Origin of the sequence: Mesorhizobium sp. M0938 (assembly GCF_040319125.1) — a bacterium.
Taxonomy (GTDB): Bacteria; Pseudomonadota; Alphaproteobacteria; order Rhizobiales; family Rhizobiaceae; genus Mesorhizobium; species Mesorhizobium robiniae.
On record NZ_JAMYNS010000009.1, the window covers coordinates 256,345 to 276,442 of the forward strand.

General features: G+C 63.4%; 17 protein-coding genes and 1 pseudogene. 8 read left to right on the forward strand and 10 right to left on the reverse strand.

Features of this window, described 5'->3' with window-relative positions; translation table 11 throughout:
- Positions 1-10: 10 nt before the first annotated feature.
- The 4 genes from NKH73_RS18470 to NKH73_RS18485 form a co-directional block, all read right to left on the reverse strand.
- A complete protein-coding gene (locus NKH73_RS18470; RefSeq protein ID WP_352934409.1) occupies positions 11-769 on the reverse strand; it encodes an MBL fold metallo-hydrolase in 759 nt (252 codons plus the stop codon).
- Positions 770-865: 96 nt separating this feature from the next.
- Complete coding sequence (locus NKH73_RS18475) at positions 866-1,711, reverse strand: aldo/keto reductase (RefSeq protein WP_352934412.1); 846 nt, start codon at positions 1,709-1,711, stop codon at positions 866-868.
- 109 nt (positions 1,712-1,820) lie between these two features.
- Positions 1,821-2,207 carry a CopM family metallochaperone gene (gene copM, locus NKH73_RS18480; RefSeq protein ID WP_352934415.1) on the reverse strand — a complete coding sequence of 129 codons (387 nt, stop codon included), beginning with the start codon at positions 2,205-2,207 and terminating at the stop codon, positions 1,821-1,823.
- A 42-nt stretch (positions 2,208-2,249) separates the two neighbouring features.
- Positions 2,250-4,754, reverse strand: a complete 2,505-nt coding sequence (locus tag NKH73_RS18485) for a heavy metal translocating P-type ATPase (protein WP_352934418.1) — start codon at positions 4,752-4,754, stop codon at positions 2,250-2,252.
- Positions 4,755-4,995: 241 nt separating this feature from the next.
- On the opposite strand from NKH73_RS18485, the gene NKH73_RS18490 reads away from it, so the two are divergent.
- The 5 genes from NKH73_RS18490 to NKH73_RS18510 all read left to right on the forward strand — a co-directional run bounded on the left by NKH73_RS18490 (position 4,996) and on the right by NKH73_RS18510 (position 12,175).
- Complete coding sequence (locus NKH73_RS18490; RefSeq protein WP_352934421.1) at positions 4,996-7,797, forward strand: [protein-PII] uridylyltransferase; 2,802 nt, start codon at positions 4,996-4,998, stop codon at positions 7,795-7,797.
- Between the two features lie 46 nt (positions 7,798-7,843).
- A complete protein-coding gene (murJ, locus tag NKH73_RS18495) occupies positions 7,844-9,442 on the forward strand; it encodes a murein biosynthesis integral membrane protein MurJ (protein WP_352934424.1) in 1,599 nt (532 codons plus the stop codon).
- 315 nt (positions 9,443-9,757) lie between these two features.
- Positions 9,758-10,840, forward strand: coding sequence for a tryptophan--tRNA ligase (gene trpS / locus NKH73_RS18500; protein WP_352934427.1), 1,083 nt, complete (start codon positions 9,758-9,760; stop codon positions 10,838-10,840).
- Between the two features lie 87 nt (positions 10,841-10,927).
- Entirely contained in the window at positions 10,928-11,419 is a 492-nt protein-coding gene (locus tag NKH73_RS18505) for a universal stress protein (protein WP_352934430.1), read from the forward strand.
- A 186-nt stretch (positions 11,420-11,605) separates the two neighbouring features.
- Positions 11,606-12,175 (forward strand): NifU family protein, encoded by a 570-nt coding sequence (locus NKH73_RS18510; protein WP_095493837.1) that lies wholly within the window; start codon positions 11,606-11,608, stop codon positions 12,173-12,175.
- A gap of 100 nt (positions 12,176-12,275) precedes the next feature.
- On the opposite strand, the gene NKH73_RS18515 is transcribed toward NKH73_RS18510, so the two are convergent.
- Positions 12,276-12,893 carry a L,D-transpeptidase gene (locus NKH73_RS18515; RefSeq protein ID WP_352934434.1) on the reverse strand — a complete coding sequence of 206 codons (618 nt, stop codon included), beginning with the start codon at positions 12,891-12,893 and terminating at the stop codon, positions 12,276-12,278.
- 190 nt (positions 12,894-13,083) lie between these two features.
- On the opposite strand from NKH73_RS18515, the pseudogene NKH73_RS18520 reads away from it, so the two are divergent.
- Positions 13,084-13,263: pseudogene (locus NKH73_RS18520) on the forward strand (MerR family DNA-binding protein); the annotation flags it as partial.
- A gap of 17 nt (positions 13,264-13,280) precedes the next feature.
- On the opposite strand, the gene NKH73_RS18525 reads toward NKH73_RS18520, so the two are convergent.
- Entirely contained in the window at positions 13,281-13,607 is a 327-nt protein-coding gene (locus tag NKH73_RS18525) for a GYD domain-containing protein (RefSeq protein ID WP_352934439.1), read from the reverse strand.
- A 151-nt stretch (positions 13,608-13,758) separates the two neighbouring features.
- Here NKH73_RS18525 and NKH73_RS18530 point away from each other — a divergent pair, with 151 nt between their 5' ends.
- Complete coding sequence (locus NKH73_RS18530) at positions 13,759-14,058, forward strand: DUF1330 domain-containing protein (protein ID WP_352934441.1); 300 nt, start codon at positions 13,759-13,761, stop codon at positions 14,056-14,058.
- Between the two features lie 777 nt (positions 14,059-14,835).
- Positions 14,836-15,336, forward strand: coding sequence for an MmcB family DNA repair protein (locus NKH73_RS18535; RefSeq protein WP_095484288.1), 501 nt, complete (start codon positions 14,836-14,838; stop codon positions 15,334-15,336).
- A 257-nt stretch (positions 15,337-15,593) separates the two neighbouring features.
- On the opposite strand, the gene nhaA is transcribed toward NKH73_RS18535, so the two are convergent.
- The 4 genes from nhaA to NKH73_RS18555 all read right to left on the reverse strand — a co-directional run.
- A complete protein-coding gene (gene nhaA / locus NKH73_RS18540; protein WP_352934444.1) occupies positions 15,594-16,814 on the reverse strand; it encodes a Na+/H+ antiporter NhaA in 1,221 nt (406 codons plus the stop codon).
- Positions 16,815-16,935: 121 nt separating this feature from the next.
- Positions 16,936-17,499 (reverse strand): ActR/PrrA/RegA family redox response regulator transcription factor, encoded by a 564-nt coding sequence (locus tag NKH73_RS18545; protein WP_352934447.1) that lies wholly within the window; start codon positions 17,497-17,499, stop codon positions 16,936-16,938.
- A gap of 63 nt (positions 17,500-17,562) precedes the next feature.
- The gene (locus NKH73_RS18550; protein WP_352934491.1) at positions 17,563-18,888 is read right to left on the reverse strand and encodes an ActS/PrrB/RegB family redox-sensitive histidine kinase; all 1,326 of its coding nucleotides are present in this window, start codon (positions 18,886-18,888) and stop codon (positions 17,563-17,565) included.
- Between the two features lie 85 nt (positions 18,889-18,973).
- The coding region (locus NKH73_RS18555) for an ATP-dependent helicase C-terminal domain-containing protein (protein ID WP_502894161.1) at positions 18,974-20,098 on the reverse strand (1,125 nt) is incomplete at its 5' end.

Consider the following 20,098-nt stretch of genomic DNA (forward strand, 5'->3'; position numbering starts at 1 on the left):
CCAGAGTCTTTTACAAGGGCTCGAAGCGAAAGGCTGTTTCGGTGCGGGAAACCCTACCGACGCCCGGTGAATCGAGATGCGCTCCCGCGACGTAGCAGGCGTTGCCAGTTGCCATCGCCAGTATTTGCCGCCGGCTTTCCCGCGCCTGCTCCTGGTCGGCGTCGAACTCCCACGTGATCTCCGGGTGGTCGAATTGAAGCGATGGCACATGCACAATGTCGCCCCAGATCAATAGTGTTTCGCCGTCGCTCACTAGGCGAAAGCAGGTGTGACCGACTTCATGGCCAGGGGTGGCGATCGTATCGATATGCGCGCTAAGGCGCTGCCCAGGATCGAAGGGTTGGGCGCGACCGTGGAAACGCTCCAGCCTTGTTTCCTCGCGAAACATGCCAAGCTCAAGTCGCGGGACAAGCAGGCGTGAGAGTTGCGGGAAGCCGTCGCCACCGTCGGCAAGGATGAGCCCGTGGATATGGTCGAGATGGGTGTGGGTGAAGGCAACAGTGCGCACCCGGTCGACGGCGATCTTCGCCTCGCGCAGCGCCTTGGGCAGATGCCCCATTGTCGGGTGCCAGGCGTTCGAAGCCCCTGTGTCGATCAGCGTGATTTCGTCGCCGTCATCGATGGCAAAGGCGTTGACGGATAACCGGAGCGCGCCGTCAATGAGTGGAACTTGCGACGGCAGGTTATCGCCGAATACAATGTTTCCAGGCTGGCGCAGCCGCCTTGTTGGCATGTCAACATAACCGTCGCGCAGCGACGTGACCGTCATATCCCCGATTTTGTATGCCGTGTGATGATGCCCAGCTGAAATTCGTTCCAATGCTCACTCTCTGTTCTTCTGAAAACCAGTTCCCACTTTCGGAATCTAGATCATCTCCAGCCCGCGCTTGCGGGTCGGCGGCGGGAAGGCGCGGTCGAGGTCGGCGAAATCTTGTGAGGTGAGCATGATGTCGAGCGCGGCGACGTTCTGGCGGACATGCTCCTGCCGGCTGGCCTTGGGAATGGCGATGACGTCGTCTTGGCGCATCACCCAGGCAAGCGCGATTTGCGCCGGCGTGGCATTGTGGCGAGCGGCGATGGCTTCGAGCCTGGCGTTGCGCGCCAATACGCCCTGATCGACCGGCGAATAGGCCATCAGCGGAATGCCACGCTGCCGGCTCCAGGGCGCAAGGTCGAATTCGGGGCCGCGCTGGGTCAGATTGTAGAGGATCTGGTTGCTCTGGACGTTGTCGCCGCCCGGCAGGCTGACCAGTTCCTCCATCTCATGGGTGTCGAAATTGCTGACGCCCCAGTGGCGGATCTTGCCGGCCTTTTTCAACGCCTCGAAGGCCTCGACCGTTTCCGTCAGCGGCACGCTGCCGGGCCAATGCAGCAGATAGAGATCGATGCGGTCGGTGCGCAGATGCCTGAGGCTTCTCTCGCACGCCGCCGGTATGCCGGCGCGCGAGGCGTTGGACGGCAGCACCTTGGAGACCAGGAACACCTCGTCGCGGCGCCCGGCAACGGCATCCGCTACCACCTCCTCGGCCCCGCCGCTGGCATACATTTCGGCGGTGTCGATCAGCGTCATGCCGAGATCGAGCCCGAGCTTCAGGGCGGCGACCTCATCGGCATGGCGGCTGAAATCCTCGCCCATTTTCCAGGTGCCTTGACCGAGCACGGGAACGGCTTCGCCCGAGGGCAATGTGGTGGTTCTCATCATTGATGGCATGGCGCGCTCCAGTCGAGGCCCGATGGCAGCACAGCCTTCGGGAGAAATCCAGATGAAAGTCCTTCCCTGAAGTTCCCCGGCCCTGAATTTCCCCCGGACTGGTTGATGGCTACTTCACAGGATGGGCGGCAAGCCAATCCTGCATCTGCTTGATTTCGGCTTCCTGCGCCGCGATCACCGCTTCAGCCAGCTTGCGCATTTCCGGATCCTTGCCATTGGCGAGCTCGACTTTGGCCATATCGATCGCCGCCTGGTGATGCGGGATCATGCCGCGGGCGAAATCGACATCGGCATTACCGGAATGCTCGATTGTCATCATCGCGGTGTGCATCTTGTCCATCGCCGCCTTGTAGCCGTCGGTTGAGGGGCTTTGCGCGCTCATCGCCCCCATGTCGTGCTTCATCTCCTGGGCTTGCGATGGAATGCTTTCGAGGAAAACCGCAAGCAGCATTCCCGCCGCCATCAGCAGCAGCACGATCTTCTTGGCCAAGGTCATCCATGATCTCCTTTTGAACGAATTCCTATCTGGGGATTTCGCTCAGAGTTTCAACGTCCTGAGCCGCAACGCGTTGGTGATGACCGAAACCGAGGACAGGCTCATCGCCGCCGCCGCCAGCATCGGCGACAACAGCGAGCCGGTGAGCGGATAGAACACGCCGGCGGCGACCGGCACGCCAAGCACGTTGTAAAGGAAGGCGAAGAACAGGTTCTGGCGGATGTTGCGGATCGTCGCCTGGGCGAGCGTGCGAGCCCGGACGATGCCGTTGAGATCGCCCTTGACCAGCGTGATCCCAGCGCTTTCGACCGCAACATCGGCGCCGGTTCCCATGGCGATGCCGACATCGGCGGCGGCCAGTGCCGGTGCGTCGTTGACGCCGTCACCGGCCATGGCGACGCCGGCGCCCCTGGCGCGCAGCTCCTCGACCAGCGCGCTCTTCTGTTCCGGCAGCAGGCCGGCACGCACCTCGTCGATGCCAAGTTTGCTGGCGATGGCTTTCGCCGTGCGTTCGTTGTCGCCGGTTGCCATGATGATCTTCAGGCCGCGCTCGTGCAGCGCCTTGATCGCCTCTGATGTCGTCGCCTTGATCGGGTCGGCGACGGCGACGATGCCGGCCAGTCCGTTGCCGACGGCGACGAACATCGCGGTCTTGCCCTCGGCCTGCAGCGCCTCGGCGCTGCTCGAGACGGATGCGATATCGATGCCGAGATCGGCCATCATCGCGGCGTTGCCGAGCGCAACCTTCTTTCCCGACACCGTGCCGGAAACGCCCTTGCCGGTGACCGCCTCGAAACCGCCGGCGTCGGGAATCTCCACCCCGCGCTCACGGGCACCTTCGACGATCGCCTCGGCCAGCGGATGCTCCGAGCCTTTTTCCAGGCCGGCGGCAAGTGCCAGCAGGTCATCTTCCGTCGTGCCCTCGGCAGCGACGACGTCGGTCAAGCTCGGCCGGCCTTCGGTCAATGTGCCTGTTTTGTCGACGATCAGCGTGTCGACCGAGGCAAAGCGTTCGAGCGCCTCGGCGTCCTTGATCAGCACGCCGGCATGCGCGCCGCGCCCCGTGGCGGTCATGATCGACATCGGCGTGGCAAGCCCGAGCGCGCAGGGACAGGCAATGATCAGCACCGAGACCGCCGAGACGATGGCAAAGATCAGGCTGGGTTGCGGCCCGAAGATCGCCCAGGCAATGAACGCAACGATCGCAACCACCACGACGGCCGGGACGAAATAGAAGGAGACGCGGTCGGCCAGACCCTGAATCGGCGCGCGCGAACGCTGCGCCTTGGCGACGAGCTCGACGATCCGCGCCAGCGTGGTCTCGGCGCCGACCTTGTCGGCGCGCATGATCAGCGAACCGTTCTTGTTGAGCGTGCCGCCGGTGAGCGCGTCGCCTTCAGTCTTTTCGACCGGCAGCGGCTCGCCGGATAGCATCGATTCGTCGATGGAAGAGCGACCGTCCAGCACGATGCCGTCGACCGGCACGGCGTCGCCGGGGCGGATGCGCAGGCGATCGCCGGCCTTGACCGTGTCGAGCGGCACGTCGTTCTCGGAACCGTCCTCGCCAATCAGCCGAGCAGTCTTCGGTGCGAGGTCGAGCAGCGCGCGGATCGCCGAGCCGGTTTTTTCACGGGCTCGCAATTCCAGCACCTGGCCGAGGAACACCAGCGCGACGATGACGGCGGCCGCCTCGAAATAGACCGGCACCGTGCCCTCATGACCGCGGAACTGGTGCGGAAATATATCCGGGAACAACGTGGCGACGACGCTGTAGAGATAGGCGGCACCAACGCCGAGTGAAATCAGCGTCCACATGTTGGGGCTGCGGTTGAGAACCGAATCCCAACCGCGATGGAAGAAGGGAAAAGCGGCCCACAGCACAACCGGGCTCGCCAGCGCCAGTTCCACCCAGACCTTCGCCGAATCCTCGATGAAGGCGCTAAACGTCAGGCCGAGCATCGGCGCCATGGCGAAGATCAGCAATGGCACGGACAACACGGCACTCACCAAGAAGCGCCTGGTGAAATCGACCAGTTCCGGGTTCGGCCCCTCATCGCCTGATGGTACGCCCATCGGCTCCAGCGCCATGCCGCAGATCGGGCAGGCGCCAGGCTTGTCGCGGACGACTTCCGGATGCATCGGGCAGGTATATTGCGTGCCTTTCGGCATCGCCTGCGGCAGCGGCCGATCCCCAAGATACTTTGCCGGCTCCGCCTCGAATTTCACCTTGCAGCCGGCGGAGCAAAAATACAAACCTTGGCCTTCGTGCCGGGAAAAGTGCTTGGCGGTGGCGCGGTCGACATTCATGCCGCAGACCGGGTCGGTGGCGGTAAGGTACTTTTCCGGCTCGGCCGTGAATTTCGAACGGCAGCGCTCGCTGCAGAAATGATAGAGATGGCCGCCATGCTCGGCTGTCGGCTTGCCGGCGGCCGGATCGACGGTCATGCCGCAGACCGGATCGCGAACGACGGCGTCCGCGACGGACGGAGCAGCTTTCGCGGAGCAGCAGCCGCTATGCGCGTGATGGTCGTGGGCGGTATGGGTCATGCGGAAAGGCCTCTCTGTCTCGATCTCGAAGCGGAGGTAGTGCTTCCAGTGACTGGAAGGTCAAGGGCCAATTCTGTTTTTCTTGCCGAGCCGCGCGCCAATCGCCGGCAGAAAATCCCGCATCCAGTCGCCGCTGAATGCTATCGACAACTACCGCGGAGAGCGTGTCCGTCCGCCCCATACCCAGCGCCGCGAAAACGCGCTATAGACGCCGCCAAAACGGCGAGGCCGAACGGCACTTATGGCAAAGATCTCTCTGAAGCTTGATGAACTGATCGACGGCGAAGCCTTGCGCCGCGAGATGACCGCGCAGACCGCGCCCACGGCAGGCGACGGCTCCGGCAAGGTTGCGCGCGCCGGTGTTCTCCAGCTTCTCAAGGGCAGGCTAGCCGCCGGCCGCACCACCGCCGAACGCATGCTGATGGACGATGGCAGCGGCACCGCTTGCGCCGCCCGGCTGTCGCATCTCATGGACGAAATCATCCGCGCGCTCTACGATTTCGCCGCCAGCCATGTCTATCGCGTCAAAAACCCGTCATCGGCCGAACGCATGGCCGTCGTCGCGGTCGGTGGCTATGGCCGCGGCACGCTGGCGCCGGGATCCGATATCGATCTCCTCTTCCTGTTGCCTTACAAGCAGACGCCATGGGGCGAGCAGATCGTCGAATACATGCTCTACATGCTGTGGGATCTGGGGCTGAAGGTCGGTCACGCCACCCGCAACATCGACGAATGCCTGCGGCAGTCGCGCACCGACATCACCATCCGCACCTCGATCCTTGAAGCGCGTTTCCTGTGGGGCGAGCAGAAGCTCTATGACGAGCTCATGCAGCGTTTCGACCGTGAGGTGGTGCGCACGACCGGGCCTGAATATGTGCAAGCCAAACTTGCCGAACGCGACGAACGCCACGCCAAGGCCGGTGAAAGCCGCTATTTGGTCGAACCCAACGTCAAGGACGGCAAGGGCGGCTTGCGCGACCTGCAGACGCTGTTCTGGATCGGCAAATACTTCTACCGGGTGCGCACCGGCGAGGAACTGGTCGACAAGGGTGTCTTCACCGGCACCGAATACCGGGAATTCCAGAAGGCCGAGGACTTCCTGTGGGCGGTGCGCTGCCACATGCATTTCCTCACCGGCAAGGCCGAGGAACGGCTGCATTTCGACATCCAGCGCGAGATCGCCGAACGGCTGGGCTACACCACGCATCCGGGCCTGTCGGCGGTCGAGCGCTTCATGAAGCATTACTTCCTCGTCGCCAAGGATGTCGGGGACCTCACCCGCATTTTCTGCGCTGCGCTCGAGGAAGAGCAGGCCAAGCATGTGCCTGGCTTCAACCGCATCTTTCTCACCTTCTCGCGCCGCAAGCGCAAACTTGCCGGCACTTCCGATTTCATCATCGACAACCATCGCATCAACATCGCCGACGACCAGGTGTTCGAGCGCGATCCGGTCAATCTCTTGAGGCTGTTCTGGTTCGCCGATAAGCACGGGTTGGAATTCCACCCCGATGCGCTGAAGCTGTTGACCCGTTCGCTCGGTCTCGTCGGCAAGGCGCTCCGACGCGACGAGGAGGCCAACCGGCTGTTCCTCGACATATTGACCTCGGACCGCAACGCCGAACTCAACCTTCGGCGCATGAACGAAGCGGGGCTTTTGGGAAAACTGATCCCGGATTTCGGCAAGATCGTCGCCATGATGCAGTTCTCGATGTACCACCACTATACGGTGGACGAGCATTTGATCCGCTGCATCGGCGTGCTGGCCGAGATCGAGCGCGGCGATGGTGAAAAGATCCATCCGCTCTCCCACACGCTGATGCCGGGGCTGAAGAAAAGCCGCGAGGCGCTTTATGTCGCGGTGCTGCTGCACGACATTGCCAAAGGGCGGCCGGAGGACCATTCCGAAGCGGGCGCCCGGATCGCGCGACGGATCTGCCCGCATATGGGACTGTCGGCGGCCGACACCGAAACGGTCGCCTGGCTGGTCGAGAACCATCTCGTGATGTCGATGACGGCGCAGACCCGCGATCTCAACGACCGCAAGACGATCGAGGACTTCGCCGCGATCGTGCAGTCGGTCGAACGGCTGAAGCTGCTGCTCGTCCTCACCATCTGCGATATCAGGGGCGTAGGGCCGGGCGTCTGGAACGGCTGGAAGGGGCAGTTGCTGCGCACGCTCTACTACGAGACCGAATTGCTGTTGACCGGCGGGTTTTCAGAAGTGTCGCGTGCGATGCGCACCGCGGCTGCCCGCGAAAAGCTGGCCGAGGCGCTCGCCGATTGGCCCGAAAAGGCCCGCAAGCGTTATGTCGGTCAGCACTACGAGAACTATCTGCTGACGGTCGATCTCGCCGACCAGCATCGCCACGCCGAATTCATTCGCGAGGCGGATGCGGCGGGCAAGAAGCTCGCCACCATGATCAAGACCCACCAGTTCGAGGCGGTGACCGAAATCACCGTGCTGGCGCAGGACCATCCCCGCCTGCTTTCGGTCATAGCCGGCGCCTGTGTGGCGGCCGGCGGCAATATCGTCGATGCGCAGATCTTCACCACCTCCGATGGCCGCGCGCTGGACACGATCCTGATCTCGAGAGAGTTCGACCGCGACGAGGACGAGCGCCGCCGCGCCGAGCGCGTCGGCCGCCTGATCGAGGACGTGCTGTCGGGCAAGAGCTGGCTGCCGGAGATGATCGAAAAGCGCACCAAGCCGCGACGCGGCGCCAAGGTCTTCCGCATCCCGCCGCGCGCTGAAATCCGCAACACGCTGTCGAACCGGTTCTCGGTTATCGAGGTCGAGGGGCTGGACCGGCCGGGCCTGCTCTCCGAGATTACCGGAGCCTTGTCCGACCTGTCGCTCGATATCGCCTCGGCGCACATCACCACTTTCGGCGAAAAGGTCATCGACACCTTCTATGTCACTGACCTGACTGGCCAGAAGATCGACAGTCCGACGCGCATGACCGCTATCCACAACAGGCTGATCGCGGCTCTCGAAGGCGCCGTGCCCGAGCGCGGCGGCAAGGCCAAGGCCGCCGCCGAGTGAACGCCGCTCTCGTTATTTCCCAATCACGCAGGCACCCTCTGTACAAATGAGCCTTATCAAAAAATTCGCGACGGTGGCCTCCGGCACGCTGATGAGCCGCGCTCTCGGTTTTGTCCGTGAAATGCTGATGGCGGCGGCACTCGGCACCGGACCGATCGCCGACGCCTTCAACGCTGCCTTCCAGTTCCCCAACACCTTTCGCCGGCTGTTTGCCGAAGGCGCCTTCAATGCCGCCTTCGTGCCGCTGTTCGCCAAGGAAATCGAGACGCACGGCACCGATGGCGCCAAGCGCTTTTCCGAAGAGGTGTTCGGTGTGCTGTTCACGGCGCTGCTGGGGCTGACCATCGCCATGGAACTGGCGATGCCGTTGATCGTGCGCTACCTGGTGGCGCCGGGCTTTGCCGACACGCCGGGAAAGTTCGAGATGACGGTCGGGCTCGCGACCATCATGTTTCCCTACCTGATCTGCATGTCGCTCGGCGCCATGATGGCCGGGATGCTCAATTCGCTGCGCCGCTATTTCGCCGCCGCGGTGGCGCCGGTGTTCCTCAACATCATCCTGATCGGCGTGCTCGCCTATGCCTGGCACCAGGGGTCGGATGCGCGCACTGTCGGCTTCGCGCTGGCCTGGGGCGTGCTGGCGGCGGGGCTGGTGCAACTGGCGATCGTCTGGGTTGCGGTGCGCCATGCCGGCATCTCGATCGGCTTCCGCCGGCCAAAGATGACGCCCAATGTCAAGCGGCTCTTGATCCTGGCGCTGCCGGCTGCGATCACCGGCGGCATCACCCAGATCAACCAGGTGATCGGCACGGCGATCGCCTCGGCGCAGGACAGCGCAGTGTCGTCGCTGGCTTACGCCGATCGCATCTATCAGCTGCCGCTCGGCGTCGTCGGCGTGGCCGTCGCCATTGTGCTTCTGCCCGAACTGTCGCGGGCGCTGAAGTCGGGCAACCTGATCGAAGCGGCCAATCTGCAGAACCGATCGGTGGAGTTCACGCTATTCCTGACCTTGCCGGCGGCGGCGGCACTGCTGGTCATGTCGGAGCCGATCGTCGGGCTGGTCTACGAACGCGGGGCGTTTGCCGCCAACGGCTCGACGCCGATCGTGGCGGCGATCCTGGCGATCTTCGGCCTGGGCTTGCCGGCCTTCGTGCTGATCAAGGCGTTCACCCCCGGCTATTTCGCCCGCGAGGACACGCGCACGCCGATGATCTTCGCCGCCATCTCGGTAGCGGTGAACATCACCACCGCGCTGACGCTGTTTCCGTCGATGGGTGCGCCGGGCATCGCCGTCGCCTCGGCCGTCGCCGGCTGGGTCAATGCGCTGATGCTGCTCGGCGTACTGATCCGGCGCGGCCATTGGGGCCGCGACGTGCCGCTCATGAGACGCATTCCCCGGCTGGTTCTATCTGCAGCGGTGATGGGGGCAGCTCTTTATTTTGCCGAGCATTGGTTCGCCGCCAGGCTTGCGTCCGGCTCGCCACTGATCGTCAAGGCTACGACGCTTCTTGCGCTGGTCGCCGGCGGGGCATTGCTTTATTTCGTCACCGCCTTCGCCACCGGCGGCGCCGATTTCGGCATGATCCGGCGCAATATGGCGCGGAGGGGATCGCCGGGGCCTAAGGAACAGTCTCCAGATCCGTGAGCCGGGACTGCCTAGCGCGAACTCGTGAGCGCCGCCGATGGTTTCTACCTCCGGTAGATTCAACTTGACAGGTGACGGCAGTTATGCTAGGAATTTATTCATGGTGCGGAGTTGCGCCAACGGCCCGCCGGCGAGGCGGGTTTTTCATTTCATGCTTCAGCGAACAATGCCTTCCGCGGCGTTTTGCCAAGCTGAGCCCGAAGCTCTGCGTCTATCGAGCAGCCTCTTGATCCGCTCCCCGCTCTCGTCCATAAGCGCGCCGTCGAAAGACTTTCGCCGCGCGCGAAACGGCCCTCCACAAGCCATGAGGACATCATGCCCGCCTTTGAGCCACTCGCCTTCAAGCCACTCGTCTTTTCCGGCGTCCAGCCGACCGGCAATCTGCATCTCGGCAACTATCTCGGCGCTATCAAGAAATTCGTCGCCCTGCAGGATACCTCCGATTGCATCTATTGCGTCGTCGACCTGCATTCGCTGACTGCGCAACTCGTGCATGAGGATCTCGCGGACCAGACGCGCGCGATCACCGCGGCGTTTCTCGCCTCCGGCATCGAACCGACGAAGCACATCGTCTTCAACCAGTCGCGGGTGATGCAGCACGCCGAGCTTGCCTGGATCTTCAACTGCGTGGCGCGCATCGGCTGGATGAACCGGATGACGCAGTTCAAGGACAAGGCCGGCAAGGATCGCGAGAACGCCTCACTTGGGCTGCTTGCCTATCCGAGCCTGATGGCAGCCGATATTCTGCTCTATCGCGCCACCCACGTGCCTGTAGGCGAGGACCAGAAGCAGCATCTGGAGCTGACACGCGACATCGCGCAGAAATTCAACAACGACTTTTCGGACCGCATCGCCGGCCTTGGCGTCGGCGTCGAGATGAAGGTCGGCGAGGAGACGGTGAACGGCTATTTTCCGCTGACCGAGCCGATCATCGGCGGACCGGCGGCGCGCATCATGTCGCTGCGCGACGGCTCGAAGAAAATGTCGAAGTCGGATCCGTCGGACCTGTCGCGCATCAATTTGACCGACGATGCCGACACCATCTCGAAGAAGATCCGCAAGGCCAAGACCGACCCCGAGGCGTTGCCCGGAGAATTGGACGGCTTGGCCGGCCGGCCCGAAGCGGAAAATCTCGTCGGCATCTATGCGGGTCTCGCGGAGATATCGAAGGAGGCGGTGCTGAAAGAGTTCGGCGGCCAGCAGTTTTCGGTGTTCAAGCCGGCGCTGGCCGACCTTGCCGTGGAAAAACTGGCGCCGGTCGCCGGTGAAATGCGCCGCATCTCCGACGACCGCGCCTATGTCGACGCGGTGCTCAGGGATGGCGGCGAGCGCGCCGGCGCCTTGGCCGAGGCGACGATGAAGACGGTGCGCGACATCATCGGCCTGCTGCAAGGCTAATCTGCACCAACATCGCTGCACCCGCCGGTCGCTTGCGGCCGGGCTGTGGCGGTGGCAGATTGCGACCGAAACCATCGAAGGTAGAATATGGTCTCCAAACGCCTCAGCCGCGAAGTCGGCCATCGCCGCAAGTTCCTGGCGATCATCGACGACACGCCCGAATGCGAACGGGCCGTCGTCTATGCCTCGAAGCGCGCGCAGAGCACCAGCGGCGTGCTGGTGCTGCTCTACGTGATCGAGCCGGACGATTTCCAGCATTGGCTGGGTGTCGAGAAGATCATGCGCGAGGAGGCTATGGCGACGGCTCGCGCGGCCCTCGACAGCTATGCCAACAAGGTGCGCCAGAAGCTCGGCATCGAGCCGGAACTGGTGGTGCGCGAAGGCAAGCCGACGGAAGAGATCCACAAATTGATCGAGGAAGACCAGGATATTGCCATCCTCGTGCTGGCGGCCGGCGCCGGCAAAGAGGGGCCGGGGCCGCTGGTCGGCGCGGTCGCCGGCAAGGGCGCCGCCTTCCCCATCCCGGTGACTGTGGTGCCGCAGAACCTGTCAGACGAAGAAATCGACAGCCTCGCCTGAGGTGTGCTGATATTCAGGTGAGGTCGGCCTGACCTGAATCTCGACACATCTCAAAGCTTTTAGGGCGCTAGCAAAACATTCCGCCAGCCATACCGTTCCAGCGATGGCTTTCGCTTGAATGTCCTGCCGATAAGGCCTATTTAGAATTATTCCAAACTATCTGCCCGAATGGGCACGGAGACGTTCATGTTCATCCAGACCGAATCGACGCCAAATCCGGCGACATTGAAGTTCCTGCCCGGCAAGGAAGTGCTTGTCGAAGGCACGGCTGATTTCCGCGATGCCGACAGCGCCGCCACAGCGTCGCCGCTGGCCGGCCGGCTGTTCGAGATCCCGGGCGTCACCGGCGTCTTTTTCGGCTATGACTTCGTCACCGTGACCAAGGACGGTCCCGACTGGCAGCATCTGAAGCCGGCGATCCTCGGCGCCATCATGGAACACTTCATGTCCGGCGCGCCTGTCATGGCCAAGGCCGGTCCCGCCGCCGAGACCAGCCAGACCGGCGAGTTCTACGACAAGGCCGACGAGGAACTGGTCATCACCATCAAGGAACTGCTCGACACGCGGGTGCGCCCGGCCGTCGCCCAGGACGGCGGCGACATCACCTTCCGCGGCTTCGAGAACGGCACCGTGTTCCTGCACATGAAGGGCGCCTGCGCCGGCTGCCCGTCGTCGACGGCGACGCTGAAGCACGGCATCCAGAACCTGCTCCGGCATTTTGTGCCCGAGGTTCAGCAGGTCGAACAGGTCTCTTAAGGCTGCATTCGCCTTCTCGCGACAACAAAAAACCGGGCCGAATTGCCCGGTTTTCTGTTTTTGGACGTCAGTTGTTGCCTAGACGGTCCGCGTATGAGCTCTAGAGAACGATAACCTTGGCGCCGACCGAGGTGCGATCGTAAAGGTCGATAATATCCTGGTTCATCAGCCGGATGCAGCCCGACGACATCGCCTTGCCGATCGAGTTCCACTCCGGGCTGCCATGCAGGCGGTATCCCGAATCGCCGCCCCTGTTGAACAGATAAAGCGCGCGCGCGCCGAGCGGATTCGTCAATCCGGGCTCCATGCCGCCAGCGAACTTGGCGAGCTCCGGCTGGCGCTTGATCATCGCCGAAGGCGGCGTCCAGGTCGGCCATTCGCGCTTCACCGCGATGCGGGCGGTGCCGCGCCATTCAAAACCCTCGCGGCCGACGCCGATGCCGTAACGCATCGCCTCGCCGCCGCCCATGACGTAATAGAGAAACTTGTTCTGCGTATCGACGACGATGGTGCCGGGTTTTTCATCCGTGTCGTAGCTGACCACCTGCCGGCGGTACTTGGACGGCACCTTCTCGATCGGAATGCGCGGCAGTCGATAGCCAGCATCGGTCATCGCGCCATAGTTGTTGGTGAAGATCTGCGAGCCGATGGTGCTGCAACCAGCGATAGCGGCCGACAGCGCAAGTGCGGCGACGATTGCAAATGGCTTCATGCGCATGAAAAGGTCCGATGCCCCGCCCGAAATAGAGCGGCTCGAGACGGCCGCTTTGTCACCATCATTCATGCTGGCATTTGCTTTGCTTGCCAAGCGCGCGATGCCTATATGCTGGGGCTTACATGACGGTAAGTCCGCACCTGTGGCTTTTCGGCAACGTCTATCATAAGATTATGTAGGAAATTCAATGGGCCGGCTGACTTCCCTGTGCCGTGCGCGCAATCTTCCATCGACGACTGCCGCCAGCTGATGGCGCTCTACCAGGACCGCAGCCGCGCCGGCCAATGACGTGCGCGAGATCGCCGCCGCGCATGTGACGGCAATCGAGGAGAAGGTGCGCGAGCCGCAGTCGATGCGCTCGACCTTGCAGAAGCCGCGAACGGGCGGCGCTTACGACCCCGGCGGGCGATACCGGATCGACTTTGCCTTGCCAAGGGCTTGCATCGTCTCTTCGACGGTCAGGAGGACGGTGGTCTGATACGAGTTGAGCGCCCCTCCGGCACCGATGGCCAGCATGACAGATGCCATCGAAACATTGTCTGGGGCCTCCCACAGATTCCAGCCATCGTGCTCTCCGAAGGCGTACCAGAACCCGTGCAGCTTTCCGCCCACTGATTCGATGTAGGAACGGGCCGCCTCGCGTCGATCCTCGGGGTTTTCGATTAGGCGCGCCCAGGTTTCGGGCTTGTAGCTGAATTGCGTGAGATACATCGGCATGGTTCATCTCCTCCCAGAGCTGCCCCCAACGCTGTAGTAAAGCGCCCGATACAGGGAGAAGGCGAGTCGTTTCCGAGGCGTAGTCCCGTTGGCTTAATTGCGGGGCCGCTAATGGAGGTGCTTCACTGGCTTTCGTCAGGGAGTAAGGCCAATGGCAGCGTATCTCATCGCTGATGTAGACATAACCGATGCCGCCGTCTTCGAGGAATACCGCCGGGATGTACCAGCAACCGAAGCGCGCTATGGGGGAAGGTACATTGCTCGCGGCGGAGCCACCAAGGTGCTGGAAGGCGATTGGGAACCTCATCGCCTGGTTATTGTCGAATTCCCGGACATGGCCTCCCTCATGGCATGGTACGGCTCTCCAGAATATAGCCGGCTCAAAGCTATCCGCGAACGCTGCGCAAGGACGAGGATCATTGCTCTGGAGGGCGTGGTGCCCGCCGGTTGAAGGCCGGGATTGTCAGCCGACATAATCGCCCAGAGAAAGGCGATTAAACATTTGACATCCCCGGCGACACTAGATGCCACTCTTCAAAATGTCTGCTGGTAGATGGGAGATGACGAAGTTCAAAGCGTCGTCATAGCTGGCGAAGTCTTCGGTATTCGCTGCTAACGGCTTCTGGTCGCCGCTCACCGCCCGAATAGGATCGTGGGGCTTTGGTTTCTACAGGTCTAGTAGCCATTCCCCTACGGCTGGTAGCGCCCGCCTTGTCGGCTACAAGCCCTAGCAGCTTGCGGGACTCTGCGATTATGCGGCGCGTCTCTTCGATCGTTGAATACAGGTCTTCAACCTGTGCCGACGCTCGCATCTGGTATATCCGAGCGGCTTCAAGCAAGAGAATGTCAGGCTCCCACTTGGTCATCGGTTGACCGTCAGTTGCGTGTAAGTTCTACCTAATTTAGCACAAATACTCGGTGCCAACTATGCCTGATTAGCAGCAGCGCGCAGATGAGCGCGGATGGCAGCGGCGTCTCTGACCTCCATTCTGAAATGGGCAAGCTCACGAAGCAAGACAGTCATTCGCGCCCTATGATGCGCAAGGCTGGTACGCAGCGCCCGCGCTAGCTCGATCTCATTGAATGAGTGGTCAAGGCCGACGTGGGGGGGGAAGCCATCCCCTATCTAGCATGAACTGCTGGCTATCTCCTAATCGGGTTTGTCAACCAGATAATCGCCGAAGAAAAACGGGTTCAAAACGTGAACAGAATCTGGCATGGTGCCGCCATGCCAATCATCTCGCCTGTGCCCCTTAATCCCCTTATCGACGGCCGCCAGTCGGAGCGCGCCATGCTGGTGCGGCGCGGCGTGCAGCGGCTGCTGAAGGAAATGGGCGCGCATGTGCTGCCCGAGCTGTCGCTGGCGACCGGCCGCCGCGCCGACCTCGTCGCGCTGACCCGACAGGGCGACATCTGGATCATCGAGATCAAATCCTCGATCGAGGATTTCAGGGTCGATCGCAAATGGCCTGACTACCGGCTGCACTCCGACCGCTTCTTCTTCGCCACCCATCCTGGCGTGCCCTCAGAGATCTTTCCGCAGGAATGCGGTTTTATCCTTTCCGACGGCTACGGCGCCGAAATACTGCGCGATGCGCCCGAGCACCGCATGGCGGCGGCGACGCGCAAGGCGCTGATGCTGAGGATCGCGCGGGCCGGTGCTTCACGGCTGCTCGCGGCGGAACTCGCCGGCGTTTCGGTGCCGGCGCTGGAGGGCGAGAGCGAGTAAAGGGTTTTCGGATCTCCTGTGACCTTCGACGTTTGCGCCGCCCCTCATCTGCCTGCCGGCATCTTCTCCCCGTATAGCGACGGGGAGAAGGGGCTGGCCGCAAACCTCGGCAGACTTTCTGCAACGCTGGAGATTGGCGAAATCCTTTGCGAAGGCGTCTTTCTGCCCATCACTATACAGGGAGAAATGCCCGGCAGGGCAATGAGAGGCGGCGCGACGTTTGTCGGCTGCCTCCAAACGGCGCCAATCGACCAGCTCTATTCTTCGTCCTCTTCCTCGCCATTCGCGGCCGGCGCTATCAGCAGCACGGCGGCGCCAAGGATGGCGGCAATGAACGACCCGGCAAGGATGCCGACTTTCACCGCGTCCTGCAGCTCGACGTTACTGGCGAAGGCGAGCAGTCCGATGAACAGGCTCATGGTGAAGCCGATGCCGCAGAGCAGCGAAATGCCGACCATGTGCAGCCAGGTGGCATTTACCGGCAGATCGGCAAGGCCGAGCCGGATGGCAAGCGCCGAAGAACCGAATACGCCGACCAGCTTGCCGGCGACGAGGCCGGCGGCGACGCCCAGCGTCAGCGGTTCGATCAGCGTGGCGGCGCTCAGCCCGGCCAGCGAAACGCCGGCATTGGCAAAGCCGAAGATCGGAATGACGACGAACGGCACCACATTGTGCAGGCCGTGCTCGAGCCGGTGCAGCGGCGAATCTTCGAGATCGTCATTGCCGCCCGGAGACATCCGCAGAGGGATGGTGAGAGCCAGCGCCACGCCGGCGAGCGTGGCATGGACGCCCGATTTCAGCACCAGGACCCACAGGACGACACCAAGCACGAGATAGGGCAGCAGCGTCAGCACCTGCATGCGGCCGAGAACGACGAGCAGAGCGATGACCGCGAAGGCAGCCCCGAGATAGGCGAGCGACAGGTCGCTTGTGTAGAACACCGCGATGATGATGACGGCGCCGAGGTCGTCGATGATGGCGAGCGCGGTGAGGAATATCTTCAGCGATACCGGCACGCGGCTGCCGAGCAGCGACAGCACGCCGAGCGCAAACGCGATGTCGGTGGCGGTCGGGATCGCCCAGCCGGACAGAGCGGCCGGATTGTCGCGGTTGATGGCGACATAGACGAGTGCCGGCACCAGCATGCCGCCGGCGGCGGCGATGCCGGGAAGGGCGCGCCGCGGCCAGGTCGAAAGCTGGCCGTCCAGCATCTCACGCTTGATCTCCAGGCCGACCAGCAGGAAAAAAACGGCCATCAGGCCGTCATTGATCCAGTGCGCTACGCTGAGCGGTCCAAGATAGGCGTGAAGGGCCTCGAAATAGAGCTCGGCCAGCGGCGAATTGGCGACGATCAGGGCCAGCGCCGCGGCCACCATCAGGACGATGCCGCCTGCCGCCTCGCTGGCCAGGAACTCGCGAAGGATGGAGATCGGTCGCTTTCGAAGAATGGCAAGCGGTCGCTGCTTCTGGTCCTGCATGTACTCTCCGTCCTATCGGCCGGCAGGGCCGGTTTCACCTGGTGCGATGATGCGCAAACACCAATGGCAGGGCAAGTCTCGACAGCGCCGCGCGTCCCTGGGACGCGGGTGGCACCATGCTTCAGCGCGGTGCGCGCTTGGCGAGTATCCGCTGCAGCGTGCGGCGGTGCATGTTGAGCCGGCGCGCGGTCTCGGAGACGTTGCGGTCGCACATTTCGTAGACGCGCTGGATGTGTTCCCAGCGCACGCGGTCGGCCGACATCGGATTTTCGGGGGGTGCTGCGCGTTCGCCCGCCGTGCGGGTAAGGGCCGCGAAAACGTCGTCGGCGTCGGCTGGCTTCGACAGGTAGTCGACAGCGCCGAGCTTCACCGCCGTTACCGCGGTGGCGATATTGCCGTAGCCCGTGAGGATGACGGCGCGGGCGTCGTCGCGCTTCTCGCGGATGGCGGCCACGACATCGAGGCCGTTGCCGTCGCCAAGCCGCATGTCGACCACCGCGTAGGCAGGCGGATGGGCGCGCGCCTTGGCCACGGCTTCCTCGACGCTCTCGGCCGTCTCGACCACGAAACCCCTGGTTTCCATGGCACGGGCAAGGCGCGTGAGGAACGGCTTGTCGTCGTCGACGATCAACAGCGAGGTGTCCTCGCCCTCAACCATTGCGCCAATCGTTTCGTCGCTGCTCATCGTCATAAAATTCCTGCTGCCTGATTTTTACGCAGATATAGTTTCGGAGCGCCATTGTCCAATTCACGCCGTGTCAAACATGGTGGCCGAAGCCTGCTCAGGATTGAGGAAGACGCTGCGCGGCCACGATATCTGCACGACGGCGCCCTCGCCTGGCTCGTTTGAGTTGCGGAAATCGAGCGTAGCCCCCGAGCGTTCCAGCAAGGTCTTGGCGATGAAAAGCCCTAGGCCCAGGCCGCCGCCGGCCTCGGTGCCCTGGCGCGTCGACATGTAGGGTTCGCCGATGCGGTCGATGATTTCGGGAGGAAAACCCGGCCCGTCGTCGATGATCGAAAAGGTAACAGCGGCCTCGTTCCAGCTCCAGCGCAAGGTGACGGTCTTGCGGGCAAAATCGACGGCGTTCTCGACCAGGTTGCCGAGGCCGTAGATGACGCCGGGGTTGCGCCGCCCGACCGGTTCGGGGCCGATGCGCTCGCCGGGGCGAAGCTTGATCGAGATGCCGAAATCGCGGTGCGGGGCCGTCACCTCCTCGACCAGCGAGGTCAGCGGCAGGCGGGACAGATGCGCCTCGCCCTCGGAAGACAGGCTGGTCAGGCGCTTGAGGATTTCGCGGCAACGCTCGCTCTGCGAACGCAGCAGCTTGACGTCCTCGCCGTATTTCGGGTCATCACCAAGCGCCTTCTCCATCTCCTTGACGACAAGGGTGATGGTGGCAAGCGGCGTGCCGAGCTCATGCGCGGCGGCGGCGGCGAGACCGTCCAGTGCCGACAAATGCTGCTCGCGCTGCAGCACCAGTTCGGTGGCAGCAAGCGCGTTGGCGAGCAGGCGAGCCTCCTCGGCCACGCGAAAGGCGTAGATCGCAGTGAAGGCGATCGAGGAAAACACCGCCATCCACATGCCTGCGACATAAATGAACGGCATCTCGAGCGGCGCGCCCTCATACCAGGGCAGCGGCAGATGGAAGAAGACCAGCAAGCTCGCCGCCACCATTACCAGCGCGCCGAGGATAGCGGTCAGGCGCAGCGGCAGCGACGTCGCCGAGATGACCACGGGCACGGTGACCAGCACCGAAAACGGATTGGTGAGGCCGCCGGTCACGTAGAGCAGGCCGGCAAGCTGCAGGCTGTCGATGGTCAGGATGGCGAAAGCCGGCAGCGGAGTGAGCCGATGCGCCGCCGGATAACGGAAAGTCAGCAACAGGTTCATCCAGGCCGAACAGGCGATCAGCGCGAAGCAGAGGCTGACCGGCAGCGGAAATTTCAGCCCATAGGCGACGACGAGAACCGCCAGGCTCTGGCCGACAATGGCAAGCCAGCGCAGCCTGATCAGCGTGTTGAGGCGCAGCCGTTGGCTTTGCTGGAAGTCGGGCGCCTGCAGGATGTTTATCATGGTCAAGGATTATAGCCGGGAAAGGACAATCGGTAGATGTTTCTGTCTTCTTGTTGACCATGATCGAATCACGGTCGGGGCTGCATCAGCTGCCGCGCGGCTTGGCGCGGCTGGTGGCGGTGGCGAAAAGCGGGTTCTCCGGCCAGACGTGCTTGGGATAGCGGCCGCGCATGTCGGCCCGCACATCGGCCCAGGAGCCACGCCAGAAGCCGGGCAGGTCGCGAGTCGTCTGGATCGGCCGGTGCGCCGGCGACAAAAGCTCGAGCGTCAGCGGTACCGTGCCATTGGCGATCGAAGGGTGCCGGTCGAGACCGAACAGCTCCTGGACACGGATCGCCAGTACCGGCCATTCGCCATCATAGCGGATCGGCACGCGGCTGCCCGACGGCGCGTCGAAATGGGTCGGCGCCAGCGCCTCGATCCTGCGCTGGAGATCGTGCGGCACCAATGCCATGAGGCCGGCCGAAAGCACGCCCGGGTCGATCGCGGCGAAGGACGCCGCGCCGGAAAGAAACGGCAGCAGCCAGTCGTCGAGATTGTCGATGAGCGCCGCGTCGGAAACATCGGGCCAGGGCGCGCCGAGACCGCGATGCAGCCAGCCCACTCGTTGGAGCAGCGTTTCCGCCTCCTTGCCCCACGGCAACAGCGACAGCCCGTATTCGCGCACGGCGCCGAGGATGGCACGATCCGCGTCAGCACCGGCCGGAGCCGGCAGCATGCGTTCGGACAGGGTGATGGCGCCGAGGCGAACGGTTTCGCGCACGCGCACGGCGCGCCTGTCGCGGTCAAAGCTCGTTTCGCGGCTTGTCTCGATCTTGTCGGCAAGCGAAGCGCGAATGTCGGCTTCGTCTATCGCCGCTGCTGCCGTGATGCGAGCATTCTGCGCCTTGCCCTGCAGATCGGCGACGACCAGCCAGGTTTCGCCTGCCAGGGGATCAGCGGTGTCGAGCATGGCGCCCGAACCGTTGGCCAGCACGAAACGGCCGCGCTCGCCGCGCGCCCTGGCGACGCGGTCCGGCCAGGCATGGATGAGGAGCGCGCCGGCGCTACCCTCCCCCTTGAGGGGAGGGTCGGCGAGCGAGCCTTGCGCAGCAAGGCGAGGGAGACGGGGTGGGGTCGGCGATGGCGTGCCCGACCCGGGGGGGGGGGGGGGGGGCGGGGGGGGGGGGGGCGGCGGCGGGGGGGGGGGGGGGGGGGGGGGGGGGGGGGG